This window comes from Lactobacillus bombicola (genome assembly GCF_900112665.1).
Lineage (GTDB): Bacteria > Bacillota > Bacilli > Lactobacillales > Lactobacillaceae > Lactobacillus > Lactobacillus bombicola.
Window position 1 is genome coordinate 45,225 of the sequence record NZ_FOMN01000002.1, and the last position, 18,322, is coordinate 63,546.

Annotated in this window: 27 protein-coding genes; 1 reads left to right on the forward strand and 26 read right to left on the reverse strand. The window is 37.8% G+C overall.

Annotated elements, in window-relative coordinates:
• Positions 1-6 precede the first annotated feature (6 nt).
• The 25 genes from secY to rpsL all read right to left on the reverse strand — a co-directional run bounded on the left by secY (position 7) and on the right by rpsL (position 13,741).
• Positions 7-1,302 carry a preprotein translocase subunit SecY gene (gene secY, locus BM203_RS01770; protein ID WP_090092293.1) on the reverse strand — a complete coding sequence of 432 codons (1,296 nt, stop codon included), beginning with the start codon at positions 1,300-1,302 and terminating at the stop codon, positions 7-9.
• The gene (gene rplO, locus BM203_RS01775) at positions 1,302-1,742 is read right to left on the reverse strand and encodes a 50S ribosomal protein L15 (protein WP_090092294.1); all 441 of its coding nucleotides are present in this window, start codon (positions 1,740-1,742) and stop codon (positions 1,302-1,304) included. The genes secY and rplO overlap by 1 nt, the downstream gene beginning before the upstream one ends.
• A gap of 23 nt (positions 1,743-1,765) precedes the next feature.
• The gene (gene rpmD / locus BM203_RS01780; RefSeq protein WP_090092296.1) at positions 1,766-1,951 is read right to left on the reverse strand and encodes a 50S ribosomal protein L30; all 186 of its coding nucleotides are present in this window, start codon (positions 1,949-1,951) and stop codon (positions 1,766-1,768) included.
• Positions 1,952-1,963: 12 nt separating this feature from the next.
• A complete protein-coding gene (rpsE, locus tag BM203_RS01785) occupies positions 1,964-2,470 on the reverse strand; it encodes a 30S ribosomal protein S5 (RefSeq protein ID WP_090092297.1) in 507 nt (168 codons plus the stop codon).
• Between the two features lie 16 nt (positions 2,471-2,486).
• A complete protein-coding gene (gene rplR, locus BM203_RS01790) occupies positions 2,487-2,846 on the reverse strand; it encodes a 50S ribosomal protein L18 (protein ID WP_090092299.1) in 360 nt (119 codons plus the stop codon).
• 23 nt (positions 2,847-2,869) lie between these two features.
• A complete protein-coding gene (gene rplF, locus BM203_RS01795; RefSeq protein WP_090092300.1) occupies positions 2,870-3,400 on the reverse strand; it encodes a 50S ribosomal protein L6 in 531 nt (176 codons plus the stop codon).
• 24 nt (positions 3,401-3,424) lie between these two features.
• On the reverse strand, positions 3,425-3,823 hold the full coding sequence (rpsH, locus tag BM203_RS01800; protein WP_090092302.1) for a 30S ribosomal protein S8: 399 nt from the start codon (positions 3,821-3,823) through the stop codon (positions 3,425-3,427).
• A gap of 22 nt (positions 3,824-3,845) precedes the next feature.
• On the reverse strand, positions 3,846-4,031 hold the full coding sequence (locus tag BM203_RS01805) for a type Z 30S ribosomal protein S14 (RefSeq protein ID WP_046307561.1): 186 nt from the start codon (positions 4,029-4,031) through the stop codon (positions 3,846-3,848).
• Positions 4,032-4,043: 12 nt separating this feature from the next.
• On the reverse strand, positions 4,044-4,586 hold the full coding sequence (gene rplE, locus BM203_RS01810) for a 50S ribosomal protein L5 (protein WP_090092303.1): 543 nt from the start codon (positions 4,584-4,586) through the stop codon (positions 4,044-4,046).
• Positions 4,587-4,600: 14 nt separating this feature from the next.
• Positions 4,601-4,849, reverse strand: coding sequence for a 50S ribosomal protein L24 (rplX, locus tag BM203_RS01815; protein WP_090092305.1), 249 nt, complete (start codon positions 4,847-4,849; stop codon positions 4,601-4,603).
• Between the two features lie 17 nt (positions 4,850-4,866).
• A complete protein-coding gene (gene rplN, locus BM203_RS01820) occupies positions 4,867-5,235 on the reverse strand; it encodes a 50S ribosomal protein L14 (RefSeq protein ID WP_090092306.1) in 369 nt (122 codons plus the stop codon).
• A gap of 31 nt (positions 5,236-5,266) precedes the next feature.
• Positions 5,267-5,533, reverse strand: coding sequence for a 30S ribosomal protein S17 (gene rpsQ / locus BM203_RS01825; RefSeq protein ID WP_090092308.1), 267 nt, complete (start codon positions 5,531-5,533; stop codon positions 5,267-5,269).
• 18 nt (positions 5,534-5,551) lie between these two features.
• A complete protein-coding gene (rpmC, locus tag BM203_RS01830; RefSeq protein ID WP_090092309.1) occupies positions 5,552-5,749 on the reverse strand; it encodes a 50S ribosomal protein L29 in 198 nt (65 codons plus the stop codon).
• Positions 5,739-6,179 (reverse strand): 50S ribosomal protein L16, encoded by a 441-nt coding sequence (gene rplP / locus BM203_RS01835; RefSeq protein ID WP_090092311.1) that lies wholly within the window; start codon positions 6,177-6,179, stop codon positions 5,739-5,741. The genes rpmC and rplP overlap by 11 nt, the downstream gene beginning before the upstream one ends.
• Positions 6,179-6,850 carry a 30S ribosomal protein S3 gene (rpsC, locus tag BM203_RS01840; protein WP_090092312.1) on the reverse strand — a complete coding sequence of 224 codons (672 nt, stop codon included), beginning with the start codon at positions 6,848-6,850 and terminating at the stop codon, positions 6,179-6,181. The genes rplP and rpsC overlap by 1 nt, the downstream gene beginning before the upstream one ends.
• A gap of 13 nt (positions 6,851-6,863) precedes the next feature.
• Positions 6,864-7,217 carry a 50S ribosomal protein L22 gene (rplV, locus tag BM203_RS01845; protein WP_090092314.1) on the reverse strand — a complete coding sequence of 118 codons (354 nt, stop codon included), beginning with the start codon at positions 7,215-7,217 and terminating at the stop codon, positions 6,864-6,866.
• Positions 7,218-7,236: 19 nt separating this feature from the next.
• Positions 7,237-7,515 carry a 30S ribosomal protein S19 gene (gene rpsS / locus BM203_RS01850; RefSeq protein WP_090092316.1) on the reverse strand — a complete coding sequence of 93 codons (279 nt, stop codon included), beginning with the start codon at positions 7,513-7,515 and terminating at the stop codon, positions 7,237-7,239.
• 18 nt (positions 7,516-7,533) lie between these two features.
• On the reverse strand, positions 7,534-8,370 hold the full coding sequence (gene rplB, locus BM203_RS01855; RefSeq protein ID WP_090092317.1) for a 50S ribosomal protein L2: 837 nt from the start codon (positions 8,368-8,370) through the stop codon (positions 7,534-7,536).
• Between the two features lie 15 nt (positions 8,371-8,385).
• A complete protein-coding gene (rplW, locus tag BM203_RS01860) occupies positions 8,386-8,691 on the reverse strand; it encodes a 50S ribosomal protein L23 (RefSeq protein ID WP_090092319.1) in 306 nt (101 codons plus the stop codon).
• Positions 8,688-9,320 (reverse strand): 50S ribosomal protein L4, encoded by a 633-nt coding sequence (gene rplD / locus BM203_RS01865; protein WP_090092320.1) that lies wholly within the window; start codon positions 9,318-9,320, stop codon positions 8,688-8,690. The genes rplW and rplD overlap by 4 nt, the downstream gene beginning before the upstream one ends.
• Before the next feature lie 14 nt (positions 9,321-9,334).
• Positions 9,335-9,964: a 50S ribosomal protein L3 gene (rplC, locus tag BM203_RS01870; protein WP_090092322.1), complete on the reverse strand. Its 630-nt coding sequence runs from the start codon at positions 9,962-9,964 to the stop codon at positions 9,335-9,337.
• Positions 9,965-9,989: 25 nt separating this feature from the next.
• Positions 9,990-10,298 carry a 30S ribosomal protein S10 gene (gene rpsJ / locus BM203_RS01875; RefSeq protein WP_046327486.1) on the reverse strand — a complete coding sequence of 103 codons (309 nt, stop codon included), beginning with the start codon at positions 10,296-10,298 and terminating at the stop codon, positions 9,990-9,992.
• 435 nt (positions 10,299-10,733) lie between these two features.
• Positions 10,734-12,827, reverse strand: a complete 2,094-nt coding sequence (gene fusA, locus BM203_RS01880) for an elongation factor G (protein ID WP_090092323.1) — start codon at positions 12,825-12,827, stop codon at positions 10,734-10,736.
• Positions 12,828-12,848: 21 nt separating this feature from the next.
• On the reverse strand, positions 12,849-13,319 hold the full coding sequence (gene rpsG, locus BM203_RS01885; protein ID WP_090092325.1) for a 30S ribosomal protein S7: 471 nt from the start codon (positions 13,317-13,319) through the stop codon (positions 12,849-12,851).
• Positions 13,320-13,333: 14 nt separating this feature from the next.
• Positions 13,334-13,741 carry a 30S ribosomal protein S12 gene (gene rpsL / locus BM203_RS01890; RefSeq protein ID WP_090092326.1) on the reverse strand — a complete coding sequence of 136 codons (408 nt, stop codon included), beginning with the start codon at positions 13,739-13,741 and terminating at the stop codon, positions 13,334-13,336.
• A gap of 180 nt (positions 13,742-13,921) precedes the next feature.
• Between rpsL and BM203_RS01895 the strand changes: the two genes are divergently transcribed.
• Entirely contained in the window at positions 13,922-14,608 is a 687-nt protein-coding gene (locus tag BM203_RS01895; RefSeq protein WP_090092328.1) for a prepilin peptidase, read from the forward strand.
• 49 nt (positions 14,609-14,657) lie between these two features.
• Here the strand turns inward: BM203_RS01895 and rpoC are convergent, their stop codons facing one another.
• Positions 14,658-18,320: a DNA-directed RNA polymerase subunit beta' gene (gene rpoC / locus BM203_RS01900; protein WP_090092329.1), complete on the reverse strand. Its 3,663-nt coding sequence runs from the start codon at positions 18,318-18,320 to the stop codon at positions 14,658-14,660.
• Positions 18,321-18,322: the final 2 nt, after the last annotated feature.

Sequence of the window (18,322 nt, forward strand, 5' to 3'; positions counted from 1 at the left end):
TTGTTCCTATCTAATGAATCCAACGTACTCTCTCTTCATTAACAATCCGTTAATTTGGCGAGATAATTCCAAAACAACCCCAATTACAATTAAAAGACTAGTACCTCCTAGACCTATTGAACTTGGTAAGTCCCAAAAGTTAGTAGCAAGCTGGGGTAGTAAGGCAACTAAGCCCAAGAAAACAGAACCAACTGTTGACAACTTTATTAAAAGTTTAGAAACATAATCCTGTGTATCTTTACCTGGCCAAACACTTGGGATATAAGCTCCTTGTTTTTGTAAATTCTTTGATAGCTTTTCAGGATTAACCTGAACAAAAGCATAGAAGAATGTAAACAATACTATTAAGAGTGTATAAATTATTACGCCAGTCGTAGTTTGCATACTAAAAATATTAGTCATTATTTTGTACCATTGCTGGTCACCTTGAGATCTTTGAAAGGCCATTAAAATTGTTGCTGGAGTGATGATGAATGAACTAGCAAAAATTACAGGGATAACACCTGAAACATTAACTTTTAATGGCAAGAAACTTTCAGAGCCACTTACAGTCGCACGTTTAGTGTATTGTATTGGAATACGACGATCTGCTTGTTCAACCCACGTAACTATTTGTGTTACGACAAGTACTGCAATGATAATCGCAATGAAGAACACAACACCTTGCCAACGATCAGCTGCACTATTATTGATAATTTCATCTTTATATAACTGCCAAAGACCACGTGGAAGTCGAGCTATAATACCAGCAAAAATTATAACTGAAACACCATTTCCCAGACCTTTATCAGTAATTTCATCACCAAGCCAAGTTAACAGCATTGTTCCTGCTGTCATGATTATTGCAATTTCAGCATAAGTTTGTGGCGTTTGTGACTTGACAAGCCCCATTTGTGTCAAAGCGTTAAAGCCAAGAGTAATTCCAACACTTTGAACGAATGCCACAAATAATGAAAGCCATCGAGTGACTTGATTAGTCTTACGCCGTCCAACTTCACCTTGTTTTCCCCATTCAACTAAAGTTGGAATAATATCCATTTGTAATAATTGAATAACAATTTGTGCTGTAATATACGGGGAAACTCCTAGAGAAAAAATAGAGTAAGTATCTAATCCACCACCTGAAACAGTATCTAGCATTGGAACTAGGCCAGTTTGTGCAACCTGAGTGATCGCTTTTGCATTAACACCTGGAACAGTAATGTTAGCTCCAATGCGATATAGCAAAAGAATAAAGAGTGTAAAATAAATTTTATTCCTTATTTCTTTATCCTTAAAGGCGTTCTTCAAAGTCGAAAACATTAGATCACCTCAACAGATCCGCCGGCAGCTTCAACTGCCTTTTTCGCAGCTGCGGAAACTTTATTAACCTTTACATTTAACTTGACTTTTAACTCACCTTTAGCAAGTAACTTGACACCTGATAATTCTTTCTTTACCAAGCCAACTTCTTTAAGACTAGCAACAGTTACTTCACTATTATCTTTAAATTTGTTTAAGTCGTCTAAATTAATAATTGCGTATTCTTTACGGTTAACATTCTTAAAACCACGTTTAGGCATGGTTCTGAAAAGTGGCATTTGCCCACCTTCAAAACCTAAACGTGTATGACCACCTTGACGGGATAATTGTCCCTTTTGTCCACGGCCAGAAGTTTTTCCGTAACCACTTGAAGTACCACGTCCAACACGTTTTCTAGTATTACGTGAACCTTCAGCAGCATGTAATTCATGAAGCTTCATTAATTCGGCACCTCCTTATTTAATTATTTAGTTGTCTCTTCAACAGAGATCAAATGAGCAATTTTCATTAACGCACCACGTGTAGTAGCGTTATCTGGTAAAGTTACTGTACTATTGATTCTACCCAAACCAAGAGCTTTAACGATTTTTCTTTGGTCAGGTAGACGGTGCGCAGCACTTCTAATTAAAGTAACTTTTAATTCAGTCATTTATAAGTCTCCCTAATCTAAATCTGCGTGACGAAGCTTTTCAACATCTTCACTAGTTCTAAGTTTCTTTAATCCATCAATTGCTGCACGCACAACATTAATTGGAGTATTTGAACCTAATGACTTAGAAGTAACGTCTGCAATACCAGCCATATCCATAACGATACGAACAGCACCACCAGCAGCAACTCCAGATCCGGCCGGAGCAGGTTTAAATAAAATGCTTCCTGAGCCATAGTGGCCAATTACTTCATGGGGAATAGTTGTTCCAACTGTTGGAACAGTAATCATATTCTTCTTACCAGCTTCAACGGCCTTACGGATTGCTTCTGGGACTTCTTGAGCCTTACCAGTACCAAAGCCGACACGACCTTTTTTGTCGCCAACGATTACCAAGGCGGCAAATCTCATTCGTTGTCCACCTTTGACAACCTTGGTAACACGATTAATTGCTACTAACTGATCTTCGATGTCGTCTTTATTTCTGCGATTATTACGAGAATCGTTGCGGTTTGCCATGTATTATTCTCCTTCCTTAGAAATCTAATCCATTTTCACGAGCGGCATCTGCCAAAGCAGAAATACGGCCGTGGTATAAGTAACCACTTCTATCAAATACAATATTTGAAATATTTTTACTTTTAGCTGCTTCAGCAATTGCTTTACCAACAGCTTGAGCCTGTTCTACTTTAGTTGAATCCTTGGCAATGGAAGCATCTAAAGTTGAGGCACTTGCTAGCGTGACACCCGCTACGTCATCAATTAATTGAGCGTAGATGTTTTTGTTTGAACGGAAAACACTTAAGCGTGGGCGCTCAGCAGTACCAGAAATCTTGCTACGAATACGTTTATGACGCTTTAAGCGCAATTTATTCTTATCTGGTTTAGAAATCACAATTTCACCTCAAAATTTATCTATTATTTACCTGTTTTACCTTCTTTGCGACGTACATATTCATCAACATAACGAATACCTTTACCCTTATAAGGCTCTGGTGGACGTACATCACGAATTTCAGCCGCAAATTGTCCAACATTTTGCTTTGAAATTCCTTCTACTTCAATTTCAGTTGCTGAAGTAGCTTTTACAGAAACACCTTCTGGTGCAGTCATTTCAACTGGGTGTGAATAACCAACGTTTAAAGTTAATTTATCACCTTGAGTAGTTGCTCGATAACCAACACCGATTAACTTCAAAGTCTTCTTGTAACCATTAACTACACCTTCAACCATTGAAGCTAAGTTAGCTCTTTCAGTACCATGAAGTGCCTTATCACTTTCACTTGAACGTGAAAAAGTGATTTTGCCATCTTCTTGGTTAAAGGTAATTTTTGGATCAAAATATCTAGTTAATTCACCCTTAGGACCTTTGACAGTGATATTGTCACCTTCTTTGGTAACAGTGACACTATCTGGGACTTCAATTATTTTTAAACCTATCCGGCTCATTGATTGTTCTCCTTTCTGTCAGAATTACCAAACGTAAGCGATAACTTCGCCACCAACATCTTTTTGTCTTGCTTCTTTATCGGTAATTACACCAGCAGAAGTTGAAACGATGGCGATACCTAATCCATTAAGAACCTTAGGTAAATTTTCAGCACTAACATAGTTTCTAAGACCTGGCTTAGAAATACGCTTTAAGCCTGAAATGACACGTTCACCGTCTGGACCATATTTCAAGAAAATCTTGATAATACCTTGCTTATTGTCATCAGTAACTTCGTAATCACGGATGAAGCCTTCGCGTTTCAAAATTTCTGAAATAGATTTTTTTATGTTTGATGCAGGAATTTCAACAGAACTATGCTTTGCCATATTAGCATTTCTAATTCTTGTCAAGTAATCTGCGATCGGATCTGTCATGACCATTTATGCTATCCTCCTAACCGTATTACCAACTAGCCTTTTTAAGACCTGGGATCTGACCCTTGTGAGCTAAATCCTTCAAGCAAATACGGCATAAGCCAAATTTACGATACACAGAGTGTGGGCGACCACATCTCTCGCAACGAGTATATTCACGTGAAGAAAACTTAGCAGGACGATGATTTCTAATTTTTTGTGACGTTTTAGCCATTAGTGTCCTCCATTATTTTGCAAACGGCATACCAAATTGACTTAAAAGCTCACGCGCTTCTTCATCAGTGTTGGCAGTAGTTACGATAACAACATCCAAACCCCTAGTCCGATTAACTTTATCAAAGTCAATTTCTGGGAAAATCAATTGTTCCTTAATACCTAAAGTATAGTTGCCTCGACCATCAAATGAACGACTTGAAACACCGCGGAAGTCACGAACACGAGGAAGTGAAACACTAATCAACTTGTATAAGAAGTCATACATTCTATCTCCTCTAAGTGTTACCTTAGCACCAATAGACATACCTTCACGCAAGCGGAAGTTCGCAATTGATTTCTTAGCTTTGGTAACTAATGGTTTTTGACCAGAAATCAAAGTTAACTCATCAACAGCCTCATCCAAAGTTTTAGCATTGGAAACAGCATCACCAACACCCATGTTTAAAACGATTTTTTCAATCTTAGGTACTTGCATAACTGAACTGTAATCAAACTTTTCTTGCAATGCAGGAACAATCTTTTCTTTATATTCTTTAGCTAAATAATTTGCCATTTGTGTCCTCCCTTCTACTTTTTAGTTTCTTTTTTGCTTTCAGATTTAGCAATAACCTTAACATTAGATGCATGAATTGAACCTTCTGATTCAACTACACCACCATTTGCATTGGTTTGCGAAGGCTTTTGGTGTTTCTTTATTGTATTAACGCCCTTAACAACTACACGGTTCTTTTTAACGTTAACTGAAAGAACAATACCTTCTTTACCCTTATCTTTTCCGGCAATAACTTTTACTTTGTCACCAGTTTTAACAAACATCAGTGCACCTCACTTAATTATAAGACTTCTGGAGCAAGAGAGACGATCTTCATAAAGTCGTGCTCACGTAACTCACGTGCAACAGGCCCAAAGATACGAGTACCACGTGGGCTCTTATCTGCATTAATTACAACGCCGGCATTTTCATCAAACTTGATGTATGAACCATCTTCACGACGTGCGCCTGATTTTGTTCTAACAATAACAGCTTTAACAACGTCGCCTTTTTTGACAACGCCACCTGGTGTTGCTTGTTTAACTGTTGCTACCACGATATCGCCAATGTTACCAGTCTTACGCTTTGAACCACCTAAGACTCTAATAACTAAAAGTTCTCTGGCACCTGAGTTATCAGCAACCTTCAAACGGGATTCATTTTGAATCACTATATAATCCTCCCCTCACTAAATCCGCAAGTTAAACAGATTTCTTAACAATTTCAACTAAACGAAAGCGTTTTGTACGAGATAATGGACGAGTTTCCATGATACGAACAGTATCGCCAACTTTAGCTTCATTATTTTCATCTTGTGCGTAATATTTCTTTGAATATCTTGTACGCTTTTTGTATACAGGGTGATTCTTGTAAGTATCAACTACTACAGTAATAGTTTTATCATTCTTATCAGAAATTACTCGACCTTGATATACGTGACGACGATTTCTTTCGATTGATTCGCTCAAGTTAATAACTCCCTTCCACTAATCGTTTTTTAATGCTTCTTCGCTAAGAATAGTTTTAATTCTAGCGATATTTTTGCGGACTTTACTTAGGCGAGCGGTATTTTCTAATTGACCCGTTGCTTGTTGAAAACGCAAATTAAAAAGTTCTTCTTTATATTGCTTTTCCTTATCTAACATCTGATCATTGGTTAGTGCTCTGATATCCTTAGCCTTCATTAGAATTGCCACCTACTTCCGAACTTTTAGTCACAAATTTACACTTAATTGGTAATTTAGTTGCTGCAAGTCTTAAAGCTTCACGAGCGGTTGCTTCACTAACACCACCAATTTCAAACATTATTTTTTCTCTCTTAACAACAGCTACCCAACCAGCAGGTGCACCTTTACCAGAACCCATACGTACACCAACACCTTTAGCAGTGTATGACTTTTGAGGGAAAATTCTAATCCAAACTTTACCACCACGCTTCATGTAACGAGTCATCGCAACACGAGCAGCTTCGATTTGTTGATTAGTAATCCAATGTGATTCAAGGGCTTCCAAACCATACTCACCAAAAGCAATGGTTTTTCCACCTTTAGCAGCACCGCGCATTTTTCCACGGAATTCACGACGGTGTTTTACTCGCTTTGGTACTAGAGGCATTATTTGTTTCCTCCTTTCACAGCTTTTCGAGGTGTCTTACTCTTTGAAGGTAAGATTTCACCACGGTTAATCCATACTTGAACACCAATTTCACCATAAGTGGTAAATGCGTTTACCCAAGCATAGTCAATGTCAGCTCTCAATGTCTGTAATGGAACACGACCTTCAGTATGCCACTCTCTTCTTGCCATGTCAGCACCATTTAAACGACCAGAAGTTTGAACTCTGATTCCTTTGGCTCCTGCACGCATAGATCTTTGAGTAGCTTGGCGCATTGCACGTCTAAATGCTATACGTGCTTCTAATTGACTAGCGATACTTTCAGCTACTAATTTAGCATCTAAATCTGGCTTCTTAATTTCAACAATATTTACTTGAACTTGCTTCTTAGTTAAAGCATTTAACTCTTTTCTTAAAGCTTCAACTTCAGAACCACCTTTACCGATTACCATTCCTGGCTTAGCAGTATTAATCGATACATTGATTCTATTTGCTGCACGTTCAATTTCAATAGTAGAAACAGAGGCATCTTTTAATTTCTTAGAAATGAATTGTCTGATGCGCAGGTCTTCATTTAAGGTTTCCTTGTATCCTCTGTCAGCATACCATTTAGATTCCCAATCACGAATCACGCCGAGACGAAAACCATTTGGGTTAATCTTTTGACCCATTAATATACCTCCCTTAATCGTTCTTTTCTGAAACTACTACAACTACATGACTAGTTCTCTTGTTAATAGGAGAAGCCATACCTTTGGCACGTGGTCTAAATCTCTTTAAAGTTGCTCCTTCATTAACGTATGCTTCTGATACATATAAATTTGCACTTTCGAGATCGTAATTGTGTTCTGCGTTTGCAATTGCTGAACGTAAAACTTTTTCAACGATTGGGGAAGCAGCTCTAGGCGTAAATTGCAAGATTGCCAATGCTTCAGCAACATCTTTACCGCGAATCAAATCAACGACTAAACGTGCTTTTCTTGCAGTAATCCGAACAGTTCTTGCTTCAGCCCTAGCTGAACTAATTTGTTCTGCCATTTAAGTGTTTCTCCTTTCTTTATCTTGTAGCCTTGTCGTCAGATGCTTTGTGTCCATGGAACGTTCTCGTTGGAACAAATTCACCTAATTTGTGGCCAACCATGTCTTCAGTAATATAAACTGGAACATGTTTTCTACCATCGTAAACAGCTATAGTCAACCCAACAAAGGAAGGGAAAATAGTTGAACGACGTGACCAAGTCTTAATAACCTGTTTTTTTTCTGAATCAGCTTGTGCATCAACTTTCTTTAACAACGATGCATCTGCAAAAGGCCCTTTTTTAATACTACGGCTCATTAATTAACCCTCCTTCTATTACTTGCTACCTTTACGGTGACGAATAATTAACTTCTCGCTGGCTCTCTTACTATTTCTAGTCTTAATACCACGAGCTTTCTTACCCCAAGGAGTCATAGGTTGTGGACGACCAACTGGGGCCTTACCTTCACCACCACCATGTGGGTGATCGTTAGGGTTCATTACAGAACCACGGGATTGTGGACGTCTGCCTAGCCAACGGCTACGACCAGCTTTACCTATTTGAATTAATGAATGTTGTTCATTGCCAACAACACCAATAGTTGCACGACAAGCTGACAAAATCTTACGAACTTCGCCACTTTGTAATCTAACTAACGTATATTTACCGTCACTACCCAAAACTTGAGCACTAGTACCCGCACTTCTTACTAATTGACCACCTCTACCAGGTCTCAACTCAATGTTATGAATTGAAGTACCAGTAGGGATATCTTTTAATGGTAATGCGTTACCTGGCTTAATGTCTGCATTAGAACCTGATTCAACTATATCACCAACTTTTAATCCTTTAGGTGCTAAAATGTAAGTTTTAATACCATCAGTATAGTGAAGAAGTGCGATATTAGCAGTTCTATTTGGATCATATTCAATAGTTTTAACAACGGCCTTTGTGTTGTCCTTGTTACGTTTGAAATCAATGATACGATACTTTTGTTTATGTCCACCGCCACGGTGTCTACTAGTAATATGACCATATGAGTTACGACCCGCAGTATGTGATTGTGACTCAAGCAAAGTACGCTCTGGCTTGCTTGTAGTAATCTCAGCGAAGTCGGAAGAAGTCATATTACGGCGACCATTTGTGGTTGGCTTATAAATCTTAATAGCCAATTGACTGACCTCCTATTACTTATTCTCTTCTGTATTTTCGTCTTTAAAAATTTTGATGTCGTTTGAATCGTTAGTTAAAGTAACAATTGCTTTACGTGTGCGAGCAGTTTTACCAGTATAGCGCCCAACTCGTTTATCCTTACCACGAACATTCATAATGTTAACTTTTTTAACTTTAACGTCAAAAATTTCTTCAACAGCGTTACGAACTTGAGTCTTGGTTGCAGTTAAAAGCACATTGAAAGTGTACTTCTTATCATCCATTAAATTCGTAGACTTTTCAGTAATGACAGGTCTTAAAATGATATCGTGTGCACTCATTCTTTTGCAGCCCCCTCAACATTCTTTTCAATCTTCTCAATAGCATCCTTAGTCAAAATTAATTTGTCATAATTGACAACATCTTCAACATTAACACCATTAATAGTGATTACCTTAACGTTTGGCAAATTCTTAGCTGAAAGTTGCACGTTTCTATCTTCTGAAACAATCAACACTTTACCTGCAACATTTAAGCTGTCCAGTATTGCTTTGAATTCTTTTGTCTTAGGTGCTGACATAGTCAACTGATCTAAAACAATCAAATTATTATCAATTAATTTTTGGGAAAGAACTGACTTAATAGCCAAACGACGTTGCTTTCTTGGCATTGAATATGCATAAGAACGTGGAGTAGGTCCAAAGACTACACCACCACCACGCCATTGAGGTGATCTAATAGAACCTTGACGAGCACGACCAGTACCCTTTTGCTTCCATGGCTTCTTACCACCACCACGAACAGCAGATCTATTCTTCACTTTTGAAGTGCCTTGACGCTTGCCAGCTCTTTGTCTGATGATTGCATCAAAAACTACGCTTTCATTTGGTTCAATACCAAAAACTTCATCTTTTAAAGAAACTTCACCAGCATCTTTACCTTTTTGATCGATAACTTTTAAATTAGCCATTCTAGTCCTCCTTCCTAATCGTTATTTTTAACAGCAGATTTGACAGTAATTAATGAATTTTTAGCACCAGGCACGTTGCCTTTAATTAATAAAACATTCTTATCTGCCACAACTTTTTCAATTACTAGGTTTTCAATGGTAACTTTTTTCACACCCATGTGACCTGGCAAGCGCTTGCCTTTAGGTACACGGTTAATGATGGAACCCATTGAACCAGGAATTCGATGGTATCTTGAACCATGAGTTTCAGGTCCACGTGATTGACCCCAACGTTTAATGTTACCTTGGTATCCATGACCTCTTGTAATTCCGGTAACGTCAACAACGTCGCCTTCCTTAAATGTGTCCACAGTAATTTCTGAGCCGACTTCGTAGTCCTTAAGCTCTACTCCGCGGATTTCACGAATGAAGCGCTTAGGCGACGTCTTTGCTTTTGCAGCATGACCTTTTTCTGGTTTGTTGCTCAAAACTTCACGCTTATCTTGATAGCCCAATTGAACTGCTTCGTAACCGTCTGATTCAACAGTCTTAACTTGCATAACAACATTAGGTGTTGCTTCAACAACAGTTACAGGAACAAGGATACCATCTTTAGTGAATATTTGAGTCATACCAACTTTTCTTCCTAAGATTCCTTTGGTCATGTTTACACCTCTTTCTTTTTAAAATTTATAGTTTGATTTCGATGTCAACACCGCTTGGTAAATCAAGCTTCATTAAAGAATCAACAGTTTTAGGTGTTGGATTTAAAATATCAATTAAACGTTTATGCGTCCGCATTTCAAACTGTTCACGAGAATCTTTGTTCTTATGCGGTGAACGTAAAACTGTGAATAAAACCCTTTCTGTTGGCAAAGGAACTGGACCTGAAATTTCAGCGCCAGTTCTCTTTGCAGTAGCTACGATTTTAGCAGCTGATTCATCGAGAATACCATGTTCGTATGACTTTAGTCGAATACGAATTGATTGACTTGCCATTAAATTACCTCCTTAACGTCCTCTTTAAAAGATGACTAGCTTCCGCAAAAATTCCCAGCACACTTCTGTGGCAATGCAGCCTGGTGTGCCGCAACCTTTTGCATCAACGCTCTACAACAAAGATATGCTTTAAAGCAGAATAAGCCCTAAATGCACAAAGACTATTGTACCTACTTTACGCTTAAATATCAAGGGTTAGGGTTAGTTTTATTTAAATTAAAGCATTAATTTAGACGAAATTTATTTGATAAAAAATAGCTATTATTATAAAAATCTATTAATAAAAGTAAAAATCAATTTTTAAGCTGATTGAATTTTATTGGGTTCAAAGCAAAAGCATCAAACTACTCATGTAGTTTGATGCTTTTAAGCCTAATTAAAATAAAGAATTATTAAATTTATCAACAACTCGATCTTTATATTAGGACAAAATTACTATTCAGCGTTACCGCCACGATTTTTAATAATTTCTTCCTGGATTGACTTAGGAGTAGCTGCATAGTGATCAAAGACCATTGTGAAAGTACCACGGCCTTGAGTTGATGACCGCAAAGTAGTTGCGTAGCCAAACATTTCAGCAAGTGGAACCATTGAATTCAATACTTTAGCACCCGAGCGGTCTACCATATTATCCATTGTACCACGACGAGCAGTAATCGAACCCATTACATCTCCTAAGTATTCTTCGGGTGTAATCACTTGAACTTTCATAATTGGCTCAAGAATTACCGCACCAGCCTTAGGTGCTGCATTCTTCAAAGCAATTGAAGCGGCAACTTTGAAGGCTGCTTCTGAAGAGTCAACTTCATGGTAACTACCATCATAAAGTTTAGCCTTGACATCAATTAATGGATATCCTGCTAAAATACCATTCTTCATTGATTCTTGTAACCCGGCATCAACTGAAGGGATAAATTCACGAGGAACAACACCACCGACAATGGCATCTTCAAACTCATATCCTTTACCTCTTTCATTTGGTGTAAATTCAATCCAAACGTCACCATATTGACCTTTACCACCAGATTGACGAACAAATTTACCTTGTGCTTGTGCTTCCTTAGTAAAGGTTTCGCGATAAGCAACTTGTGGCTCACCAATTTTGGCTTCAACGTGAAATTCACGTTTCATTCGTTCTACCATAATTTGAAGGTGCAATTCACCCATCCCAGAAATTAAAGTTTGTCCAGTTTCTGCATTAGTTTCTGCTCTAAAGGTTGGATCCTCTTCAGTTAACTTCTGCAAAGCAACGTCAAGCTTATCACGGTCTGCTTTTGATTCTGGTTCGATTGAAACTTGAATAACTGGATCTGGAACTTCTAGACTTTCCAAAATCAATGGGTGATCTGGATCAGTCAGAGAATCACCGGTAGTAGTATTCTTTAAACCAATTGCTCCCGCAATATCTCCAGAGAAGACTTCAGAAATTTCACTTCTTGAATTAGCATGCATTTGTAATAAACGACCAACACGCTCGCGACCGTTCTTAGAAGCATTTAAAACATAAGATCCAGATTCAAGTGAACCAGTATAGACACGAATATAAGTTAAACGACCAACAAATGGATCAGTTGCAATCTTGAAAGCTAATGCTGAAAACGGCTTGTCGTCACCAGCAATTAATTCGACTTCTTCGCCAGATTTAGGATCATGAGCAACATAAGGTTTTACATCTAGTGGTGATGGCAAGTAATCAACAACACCATCAAGCATCATTTGTACACCCTTGTTCTTAAATGCTGAACCAGCAAATACTGGGAAAGCTTTCAAATCTAGAGTTGCCTTACGAATAGCAGCTTTTAATTCTTCAATGGAAATTTCTTCACCATTAAGGTATTTATCCATGATGTCGTCATCAACATCAGCTACTTGTTCAATTAATTCAGCACGACGCTTTTCTGCTTCTTCTTTGTATTCATCTGGAACTGGAATTGTTTCCCATTTAGCCCCAAGCTTATCTTCATCATAAACATCAGCTACCATATTGATTAAATCAATGACGCCTTCAAATGTTTCAGCAGAGCCAATCGGCATCTGGACAGCTAAAGCATTGGCGTTTAAACGTTCATGTAAAGATTTTACAGACTTATCAAAGTCTGCACCAATCTTGTCCATCTTGTTAATGAAAACAATTCGAGGAACACCGTAAGTTTCAGCTTGGCGCCAAACATTTTCAGTTTGTGGCTCAACACCAGCTTGAGCATCAAGAACAGTTACCGCACCATCAAGCACCCGAAGGGAACGCTCAACTTCAATTGTAAAGTCAACGTGTCCTGGGGTATCAATAATGTTAATTCTGTAGTCATTCCATTGAGCAGTTGTGGCCGCTGACGTAATGGTAATACCACGTTCTTTTTCTTCTTCCATCCAGTCCATTTGGGAATCACCTTCATGTGTTTCACCAATTTTATGGATTTTACCAGTGTAGTAAAGTATACGCTCGGTAGTGGTGGTTTTACCCGCATCAATGTGGGCCATAATACCAATATTACGTGTTTTTTCTAATGGAAATTCACGTTTATTAGCCATAAATTCTCTCTCCTTAAAAAATTAGAAACGATAATGAGCAAAGGCACGGTTAGCTTCTGCCATGCGATGAACATCTTCACGCTTCTTAACTGCTGAGCCAGTGTTATTTGAAGCATCAATAATTTCATTAGCTAAACGCTCATCCATTGTATGCTCATTACGCAAACGGGCATATGAAACCAACCATCTTAAGCCTAAAGTTGTTCTTCTTTCTGGACGAACTTCAACTGGAATTTGATAATTTGATCCACCAATACGACGAGCTCTAACTTCCAAAACTGGCATAATGTTATTCATTGCTTCTTCAAAAACATCAAGTGGCTCTTTGTCAGTCTTTTCTTTAACGATATTAAAAGCGTCATAAAGGATTGCAGATGCCTTAGCTCTTTTACCATCAATCATCAAGTGATTAATTAACTTAGTAACAAGCTTTGAGTTGTATACTGGATCTGCTAAGATATCTCTTTTAGCTACATGTCCTTTTCTAGGCATTATTTAACTCCTCCTTAATCTTTCTTGGCACCATACTTAGAGCGACCTTGTTTTCTGCCATCAACACCAGCAGTATCAAGAGCACCACGAATGATATGGTAACGCACACCAGGAAGGTCCTTTACACGACCACCACGAATTAAAACAACCGAGTGTTCTTGTAAGTTGTGACCTTCACCGGGAATATAAGCAGTTACTTCAATTAAGTTAGAAAGACGTACACGAGCATACTTTCGTAAAGCTGAGTTTGGTTTCTTTGGCGTCATAGTACCCACACGAGTAGCAACTCCACGCATTTGTGGTGCTGGGTTAGATACTAATTCTTTTTTCATACTGTTATAGCCATAGCTTAAAGCTGGGGACTTTGACTTAGTCGTCTTAGTCCGACGACCTTTTCTTACCAATTGATTAATGGTTGGCATTAAATTTTTCCTCCTATAAATCGTTTATTTTATTCACACATCCAGGAGTTTCTTTTTTATCCTGAACAATACCTCAAAATGTACATAGATTATTTTACACGCTTCTAATTAAAAATCAATCCATTCTATTAAGAAATTTCACTTATTTTTACGTATTATTAATTGAGGTGAATTTATAAAATGATTTATTTATTAACCAATTTTATAATTGGAAGTTGCTTAGCTTCTCATGCAGCGGTAATTTGTGAGCATTACAATCAAAGTGACTTTATCTTTACTAGATCACACTGCACAATTTGCCACAGTGAATTAAGCTTACTAGATGAACTTCCTATTATTTCTTACATTTTTTTACGTGGCAGATGTCGATATTGTCATGGACAAATTTCTGCCCATCTTTTTTTGATTGAAGTTATTGGTGGTTTTGCCTATATTCAGATCGACTTTAGTAAGATTGAAGGACAGCTAACAGCTATTTTGATTTTTAGCTTATTGCTTGTTGCGATTTATGATGCGACACATTCTGAGTTTCACCTCGTCATGCTTTTACCAGCCTTTTTTTCTATAAGCTATCATATTAGCAATTTATTTAAAGCTGAATTATTAGATTATATCGAGGCATTCCCAATTTTAATTTTACTTGTTATCTATATTTTTCAGAAAAAACTTGGTAGCGGCGATTTAATTATCTATTTAATTTTAATACTATATTTTAATGCGCATTTTGCTAATCAAGTTTTTTTATTTGGCTCTATTTTTTTACTTTCACAATTCATCCTTGAAAAGAAAAATTTTTCAAAAAAACAAGCTATACCTTTTATTCCCTATCTTTTTTTAGGTTTAATTATACAGTTGATGCTTAACTAAAAAGAGCTTAATTTCTTATAATTAAGAAATTAAGCTCTTTTAAAATTTATTATTGTGGATCCTTTAGCTTGTCAGCTTCCTTCATTTGTTTTTCAATATCAGCAATTGAATAAACAGACTTTGGCTTAGCTACATCTGCTTCAGGTTCCATATTACGATAAACTGGTAAACCAGTACCAGCAGGAATGATTTTACCAATAATAACGTTTTCTTTCAACCCAAGAAGTGGGTCATTTTTACCCCTGATTGAAGCATCAGTAAGAACACGAGTGGTTTCTTGGAATGATGCAGCCGACAAGAAACTATTAGTTTCTAACGCTGCCTTAGTAATTCCCAAAATCACACTTTGAGCGGTTGCAGGGATGCCACCAGAAATAATTACTGACGTGTTACGTTCCTTAAATTGGCCAATATCCATAATTTCACCTGGTAACAAGTTAGTTTCACCAGGATCAAGAACCCTAACTTTTTGAAGCATTTGTCTAGTTAAAACTTCAACGTGCTTATCGGAAATATCAACCCCCTGCATTCTATAAGCTTTTTGAACTTCAACTAAAATATATTCTTCAGTTGTTAAAGTATCTGTAACTTGGATTAATTCTTTCGGATCAATTGAACCAAGGGTCAACTTGGCTCCGCGTTTCACTTCATCACCTTCAGCAACTGCAACAGATGCTGTGTACGGTACGCTGTAACTTCTGGTATCAATCTTACCTTTAACTGTGATTTCACGAGTGTGTTCTGCTGGATTTTCTTGAATTGAATCAATTATTCCATCAACTTCAGAAATAACAGCCCGACCTTTAGGATTACGCGCTTCAAACAATTCTTGCACACGAGGAAGACCCTGTGTAATATCTTCGGCACCAGCAACACCACCATTGTGGAAAGTACGTAGAGTTAGCTGAGTACCCGGTTCCCCAATTGATTGCGCCGCAACAGTACCAACTGCTTCACCAACTTCAACCGCTTCACCAGTTGCCAAATTCATACCATAGCATCTGCGGCAAACACCATGTGATGTATCACAAGTTAAAATTGAACGAATTTTAACATTAGTAACTCCTGCAGCACAAATTTGGTGCGCCATATTTTCATCCATCATTACATTTGGCCCTACAATTGCTTCACCAGTTTGTGGATCTTTAACCGTTTCGGCAGTGAATCGACCAAGTAAACGATCATAGAGTGGTTCTATTAATTCATCGCCTTCCATAATAGCATGAACATCAATTCCACGATCAGTACCACAATCTTCTTCACGAATAATCACATCTTGCGCAACATCTACTAAACGTCTAGTCAAATAACCTGACTGAGCCGTCTTCAACGCTGTATCGGTCATTCCTTTACGTGCACCGTGAGTTGACATGAATAGTTCTAGTACAGATAGCCCTTCTTTAAAGTTTGAAGTAACTGGAATTTCAAATAGTCCACCGTTAGGTGTGGCCATTAACCCCCGCATTCCAGCAAGCTGTGTAAAGTTAGAAATATTACCACGAGCACCTGAGTCAGCCATAATTGTAATTGGGTTACGTGGATCATATATTTGGGCAATTTCATTTTGAACTTGATCTTTACATTCATTCCAGATACTAATCACACGATCATGTCGTTCTTGTTCCGTAATTAGCCCACGTCTAAATTGCTTAGAAACAACATCAACTTGCTTGTGCGCTTTGGCTACCTTTTCATCTTTATCATCAATTTCCGGAACATCAGTCATTCCAATAGTAATACCAGAAGTGGTTGAACTTGTATAACCAAGAGTCTTTAGGTCATCAAGATACTCTGAAGTTCTTTGAACCCGATAATACTTGTAAATTGTTGCAATCGAATCTGATAAAAATGACTTCTTAAATGGTGTAGAAATTAATTCATCAGCAATATCATCGATTTTTTGATTGATGTCTTCGCCTGAATGTAAGAAATACTTTTCTGCTAAAGGATTATTTAAATTCTCTTCAGTTGGTTCATTGATATAGAAGTAATCCTTTGGAAAAATTTGGTTAAAAATTACCCGACCATATGTCGTAATAAAAATACCGTGTTCACAGCCCTTCGGCCATGCTTTTTCCGGCATTGAATCAGCAGCCATACCAATAATTGTATGGTAATGAATATCACCATTATTGTAAGCAATAGTTGCTTCATCTGGGGAATTGAAAATCATTCCCTCGCCTTCACGACCTTTTTCAGCTTGTGTTAACCAATAGTTACCTAAAACTATATCCTGCGAAGGTGTAACGATCGGTTTACCATCTTTAGGTGCCAAGATATGATGCGCTGCTAGCATTAATAATCTTGATTCCGCAACTGCTTCATCAGATAGTGGAACATGAATAGCCATCTGGTCACCATCAAAGTCAGCATTATAAGCTTCACAAGTTAATGGATGTAAGCGAATAGATTTGCCTGGCACTAATACAGGTTCGAATGCCTGAATACTTAAACGGTGTAAGGTAGGAGCACGGTTCAGTAGAACTGTTCTTTCCTTGATTACGTCCTCAAGTACATCCCAAACCTCATCATCTTCACGATCAATTTTGCGTTTTGCACTCTTAATATTGGATGCAATCTTGCGTTTAACTAGTTCGTGCATCACAAATGGCTTAAATAATTCAAGTGCCATTGGCCGCGGAACACCACACTGATAAAATTTCAATTTTGGTGAAACATCAATAACTGAACGACCAGAATAATCAACACGTTTACCAAGTAAGTTTTGACGAAAACGCCCTTGTTTACCTTTCAGCATGTGTGATAAAGACTTCAATGGTCGATTGCCTGGACCGACAACTGAGCGACCACGACGACCATTATCAATCAAAGCATCAACAGCTTCTTGCAACATCCGCTTTTCATTTTGCACGATAATGTTAGGAGCATTAAGGTCAAGTAATCTCTTTAACCGGTTATTTCGATTAATTACTCGACGATAAAGATCGTTTAAGTCAGAAGTAGCAAAGCGGCCACCTTCTAGTTGAACCATTGGACGTAAGTCCGGTGGAATAACTGGTACGGCATCAATAACCATCCATTCTGGTTTATTACCAGAATCTTTAAAAGCATCTAAAATATCCAGTCTTCTAATTGCACGAACACGTTTTTGACCAGTAGCAGTCGCTAATTCTTTCTTTAAATCAGTAACTTCTTTGGCCAAATCAACTTTACGTAGCAGATCACGAATTGCTTCTGCCCCCATCTTAGCTTCAAAGCGACTACCATATTTAGCTTTTTGTTCTCGATATTCAACTTCTGTTAGCAATTGCTTGAATTCAAGGTCGGTGTCACCCGGATCAATTACAATATAAGCAGCAAAATAAATTACTTCTTCTAATAACCTTGGTGACATATCAAGAATCAATCCCATTCTTGATGGTATTCCCTTAAAGTACCAAATATGAGTAACTGGAGCAGCCAATTCAATATGACCCATCCGTTCTCTTCTTACTTTAGATGAAGTAACTTCAACCCCACACCGATCACAAACGATACCACGATATCTTACGCCTTTGTACTTGCCACATGCACATGCCCAATCCTTAGTTGGTCCAAAAATTCTTTCATCAAATAAACCATCTTTTTCGGGTTTTAAAGTACGATAATTAATCGTTTCAGGTTTTTTAACTTCGCCGTATGACCAACTCCGAATTTTATTCGGGGATGCAAGACCAATCTGCATACTTTCAAATTTATTAACGTCAATCAAAA

Coding starts and splice junctions, on each gene's coding strand:
- rpsG (WP_090092325.1), bottom strand. CDS start 13,319: ATGCCTAGAAAAGGACATGTAGCTAAAAGAGATATCTTAGCAGATCCA.
- secY (WP_090092293.1), bottom strand. CDS start 1,302: ATGTTTTCGACTTTGAAGAACGCCTTTAAGGATAAAGAAATAAGGAAT.
- rpmD (WP_090092296.1), bottom strand. CDS start 1,951: ATGACTGAATTAAAAGTTACTTTAATTAGAAGTGCTGCGCACCGTCTA.
- rplC (WP_090092322.1), bottom strand. CDS start 9,964: ATGACCAAAGGAATCTTAGGAAGAAAAGTTGGTATGACTCAAATATTC.
- rplX (WP_090092305.1), bottom strand. CDS start 4,849: ATGTTTGTTAAAACTGGTGACAAAGTAAAAGTTATTGCCGGAAAAGAT.
- fusA (WP_090092323.1), bottom strand. CDS start 12,827: ATGGCTAATAAACGTGAATTTCCATTAGAAAAAACACGTAATATTGGT.
- rplO (WP_090092294.1), bottom strand. CDS start 1,742: ATGAAGCTTCATGAATTACATGCTGCTGAAGGTTCACGTAATACTAGA.
- rplF (WP_090092300.1), bottom strand. CDS start 3,400: ATGAGCCGGATAGGTTTAAAAATAATTGAAGTCCCAGATAGTGTCACT.
- BM203_RS01805 (WP_046307561.1), bottom strand. CDS start 4,031: ATGGCTAAAACGTCACAAAAAATTAGAAATCATCGTCCTGCTAAGTTT.
- rpsJ (WP_046327486.1), bottom strand. CDS start 10,298: ATGGCAAGTCAATCAATTCGTATTCGACTAAAGTCATACGAACATGGT.
- rplV (WP_090092314.1), bottom strand. CDS start 7,217: ATGGCAGAACAAATTAGTTCAGCTAGGGCTGAAGCAAGAACTGTTCGG.
- rplW (WP_090092319.1), bottom strand. CDS start 8,691: ATGAGTGCACACGATATCATTTTAAGACCTGTCATTACTGAAAAGTCT.
- BM203_RS01895 (WP_090092328.1), top strand. CDS start 13,922: ATGATTTATTTATTAACCAATTTTATAATTGGAAGTTGCTTAGCTTCT.
- rpsL (WP_090092326.1), bottom strand. CDS start 13,741: ATGCCAACCATTAATCAATTGGTAAGAAAAGGTCGTCGGACTAAGACG.
- rplE (WP_090092303.1), bottom strand. CDS start 4,586: ATGGCAAATTATTTAGCTAAAGAATATAAAGAAAAGATTGTTCCTGCA.
- rplP (WP_090092311.1), bottom strand. CDS start 6,179: ATGCCTCTAGTACCAAAGCGAGTAAAACACCGTCGTGAATTCCGTGGA.
- rpmC (WP_090092309.1), bottom strand. CDS start 5,749: ATGAAGGCTAAGGATATCAGAGCACTAACCAATGATCAGATGTTAGAT.
- rpsC (WP_090092312.1), bottom strand. CDS start 6,850: ATGGGTCAAAAGATTAACCCAAATGGTTTTCGTCTCGGCGTGATTCGT.
- rpsH (WP_090092302.1), bottom strand. CDS start 3,823: ATGGTCATGACAGATCCGATCGCAGATTACTTGACAAGAATTAGAAAT.
- rplD (WP_090092320.1), bottom strand. CDS start 9,320: ATGGCTAATTTAAAAGTTATCGATCAAAAAGGTAAAGATGCTGGTGAA.
- rpsS (WP_090092316.1), bottom strand. CDS start 7,515: ATGAGCCGTAGTATTAAAAAAGGGCCTTTTGCAGATGCATCGTTGTTA.
- rpsE (WP_090092297.1), bottom strand. CDS start 2,470: ATGGCAAACCGCAACGATTCTCGTAATAATCGCAGAAATAAAGACGAC.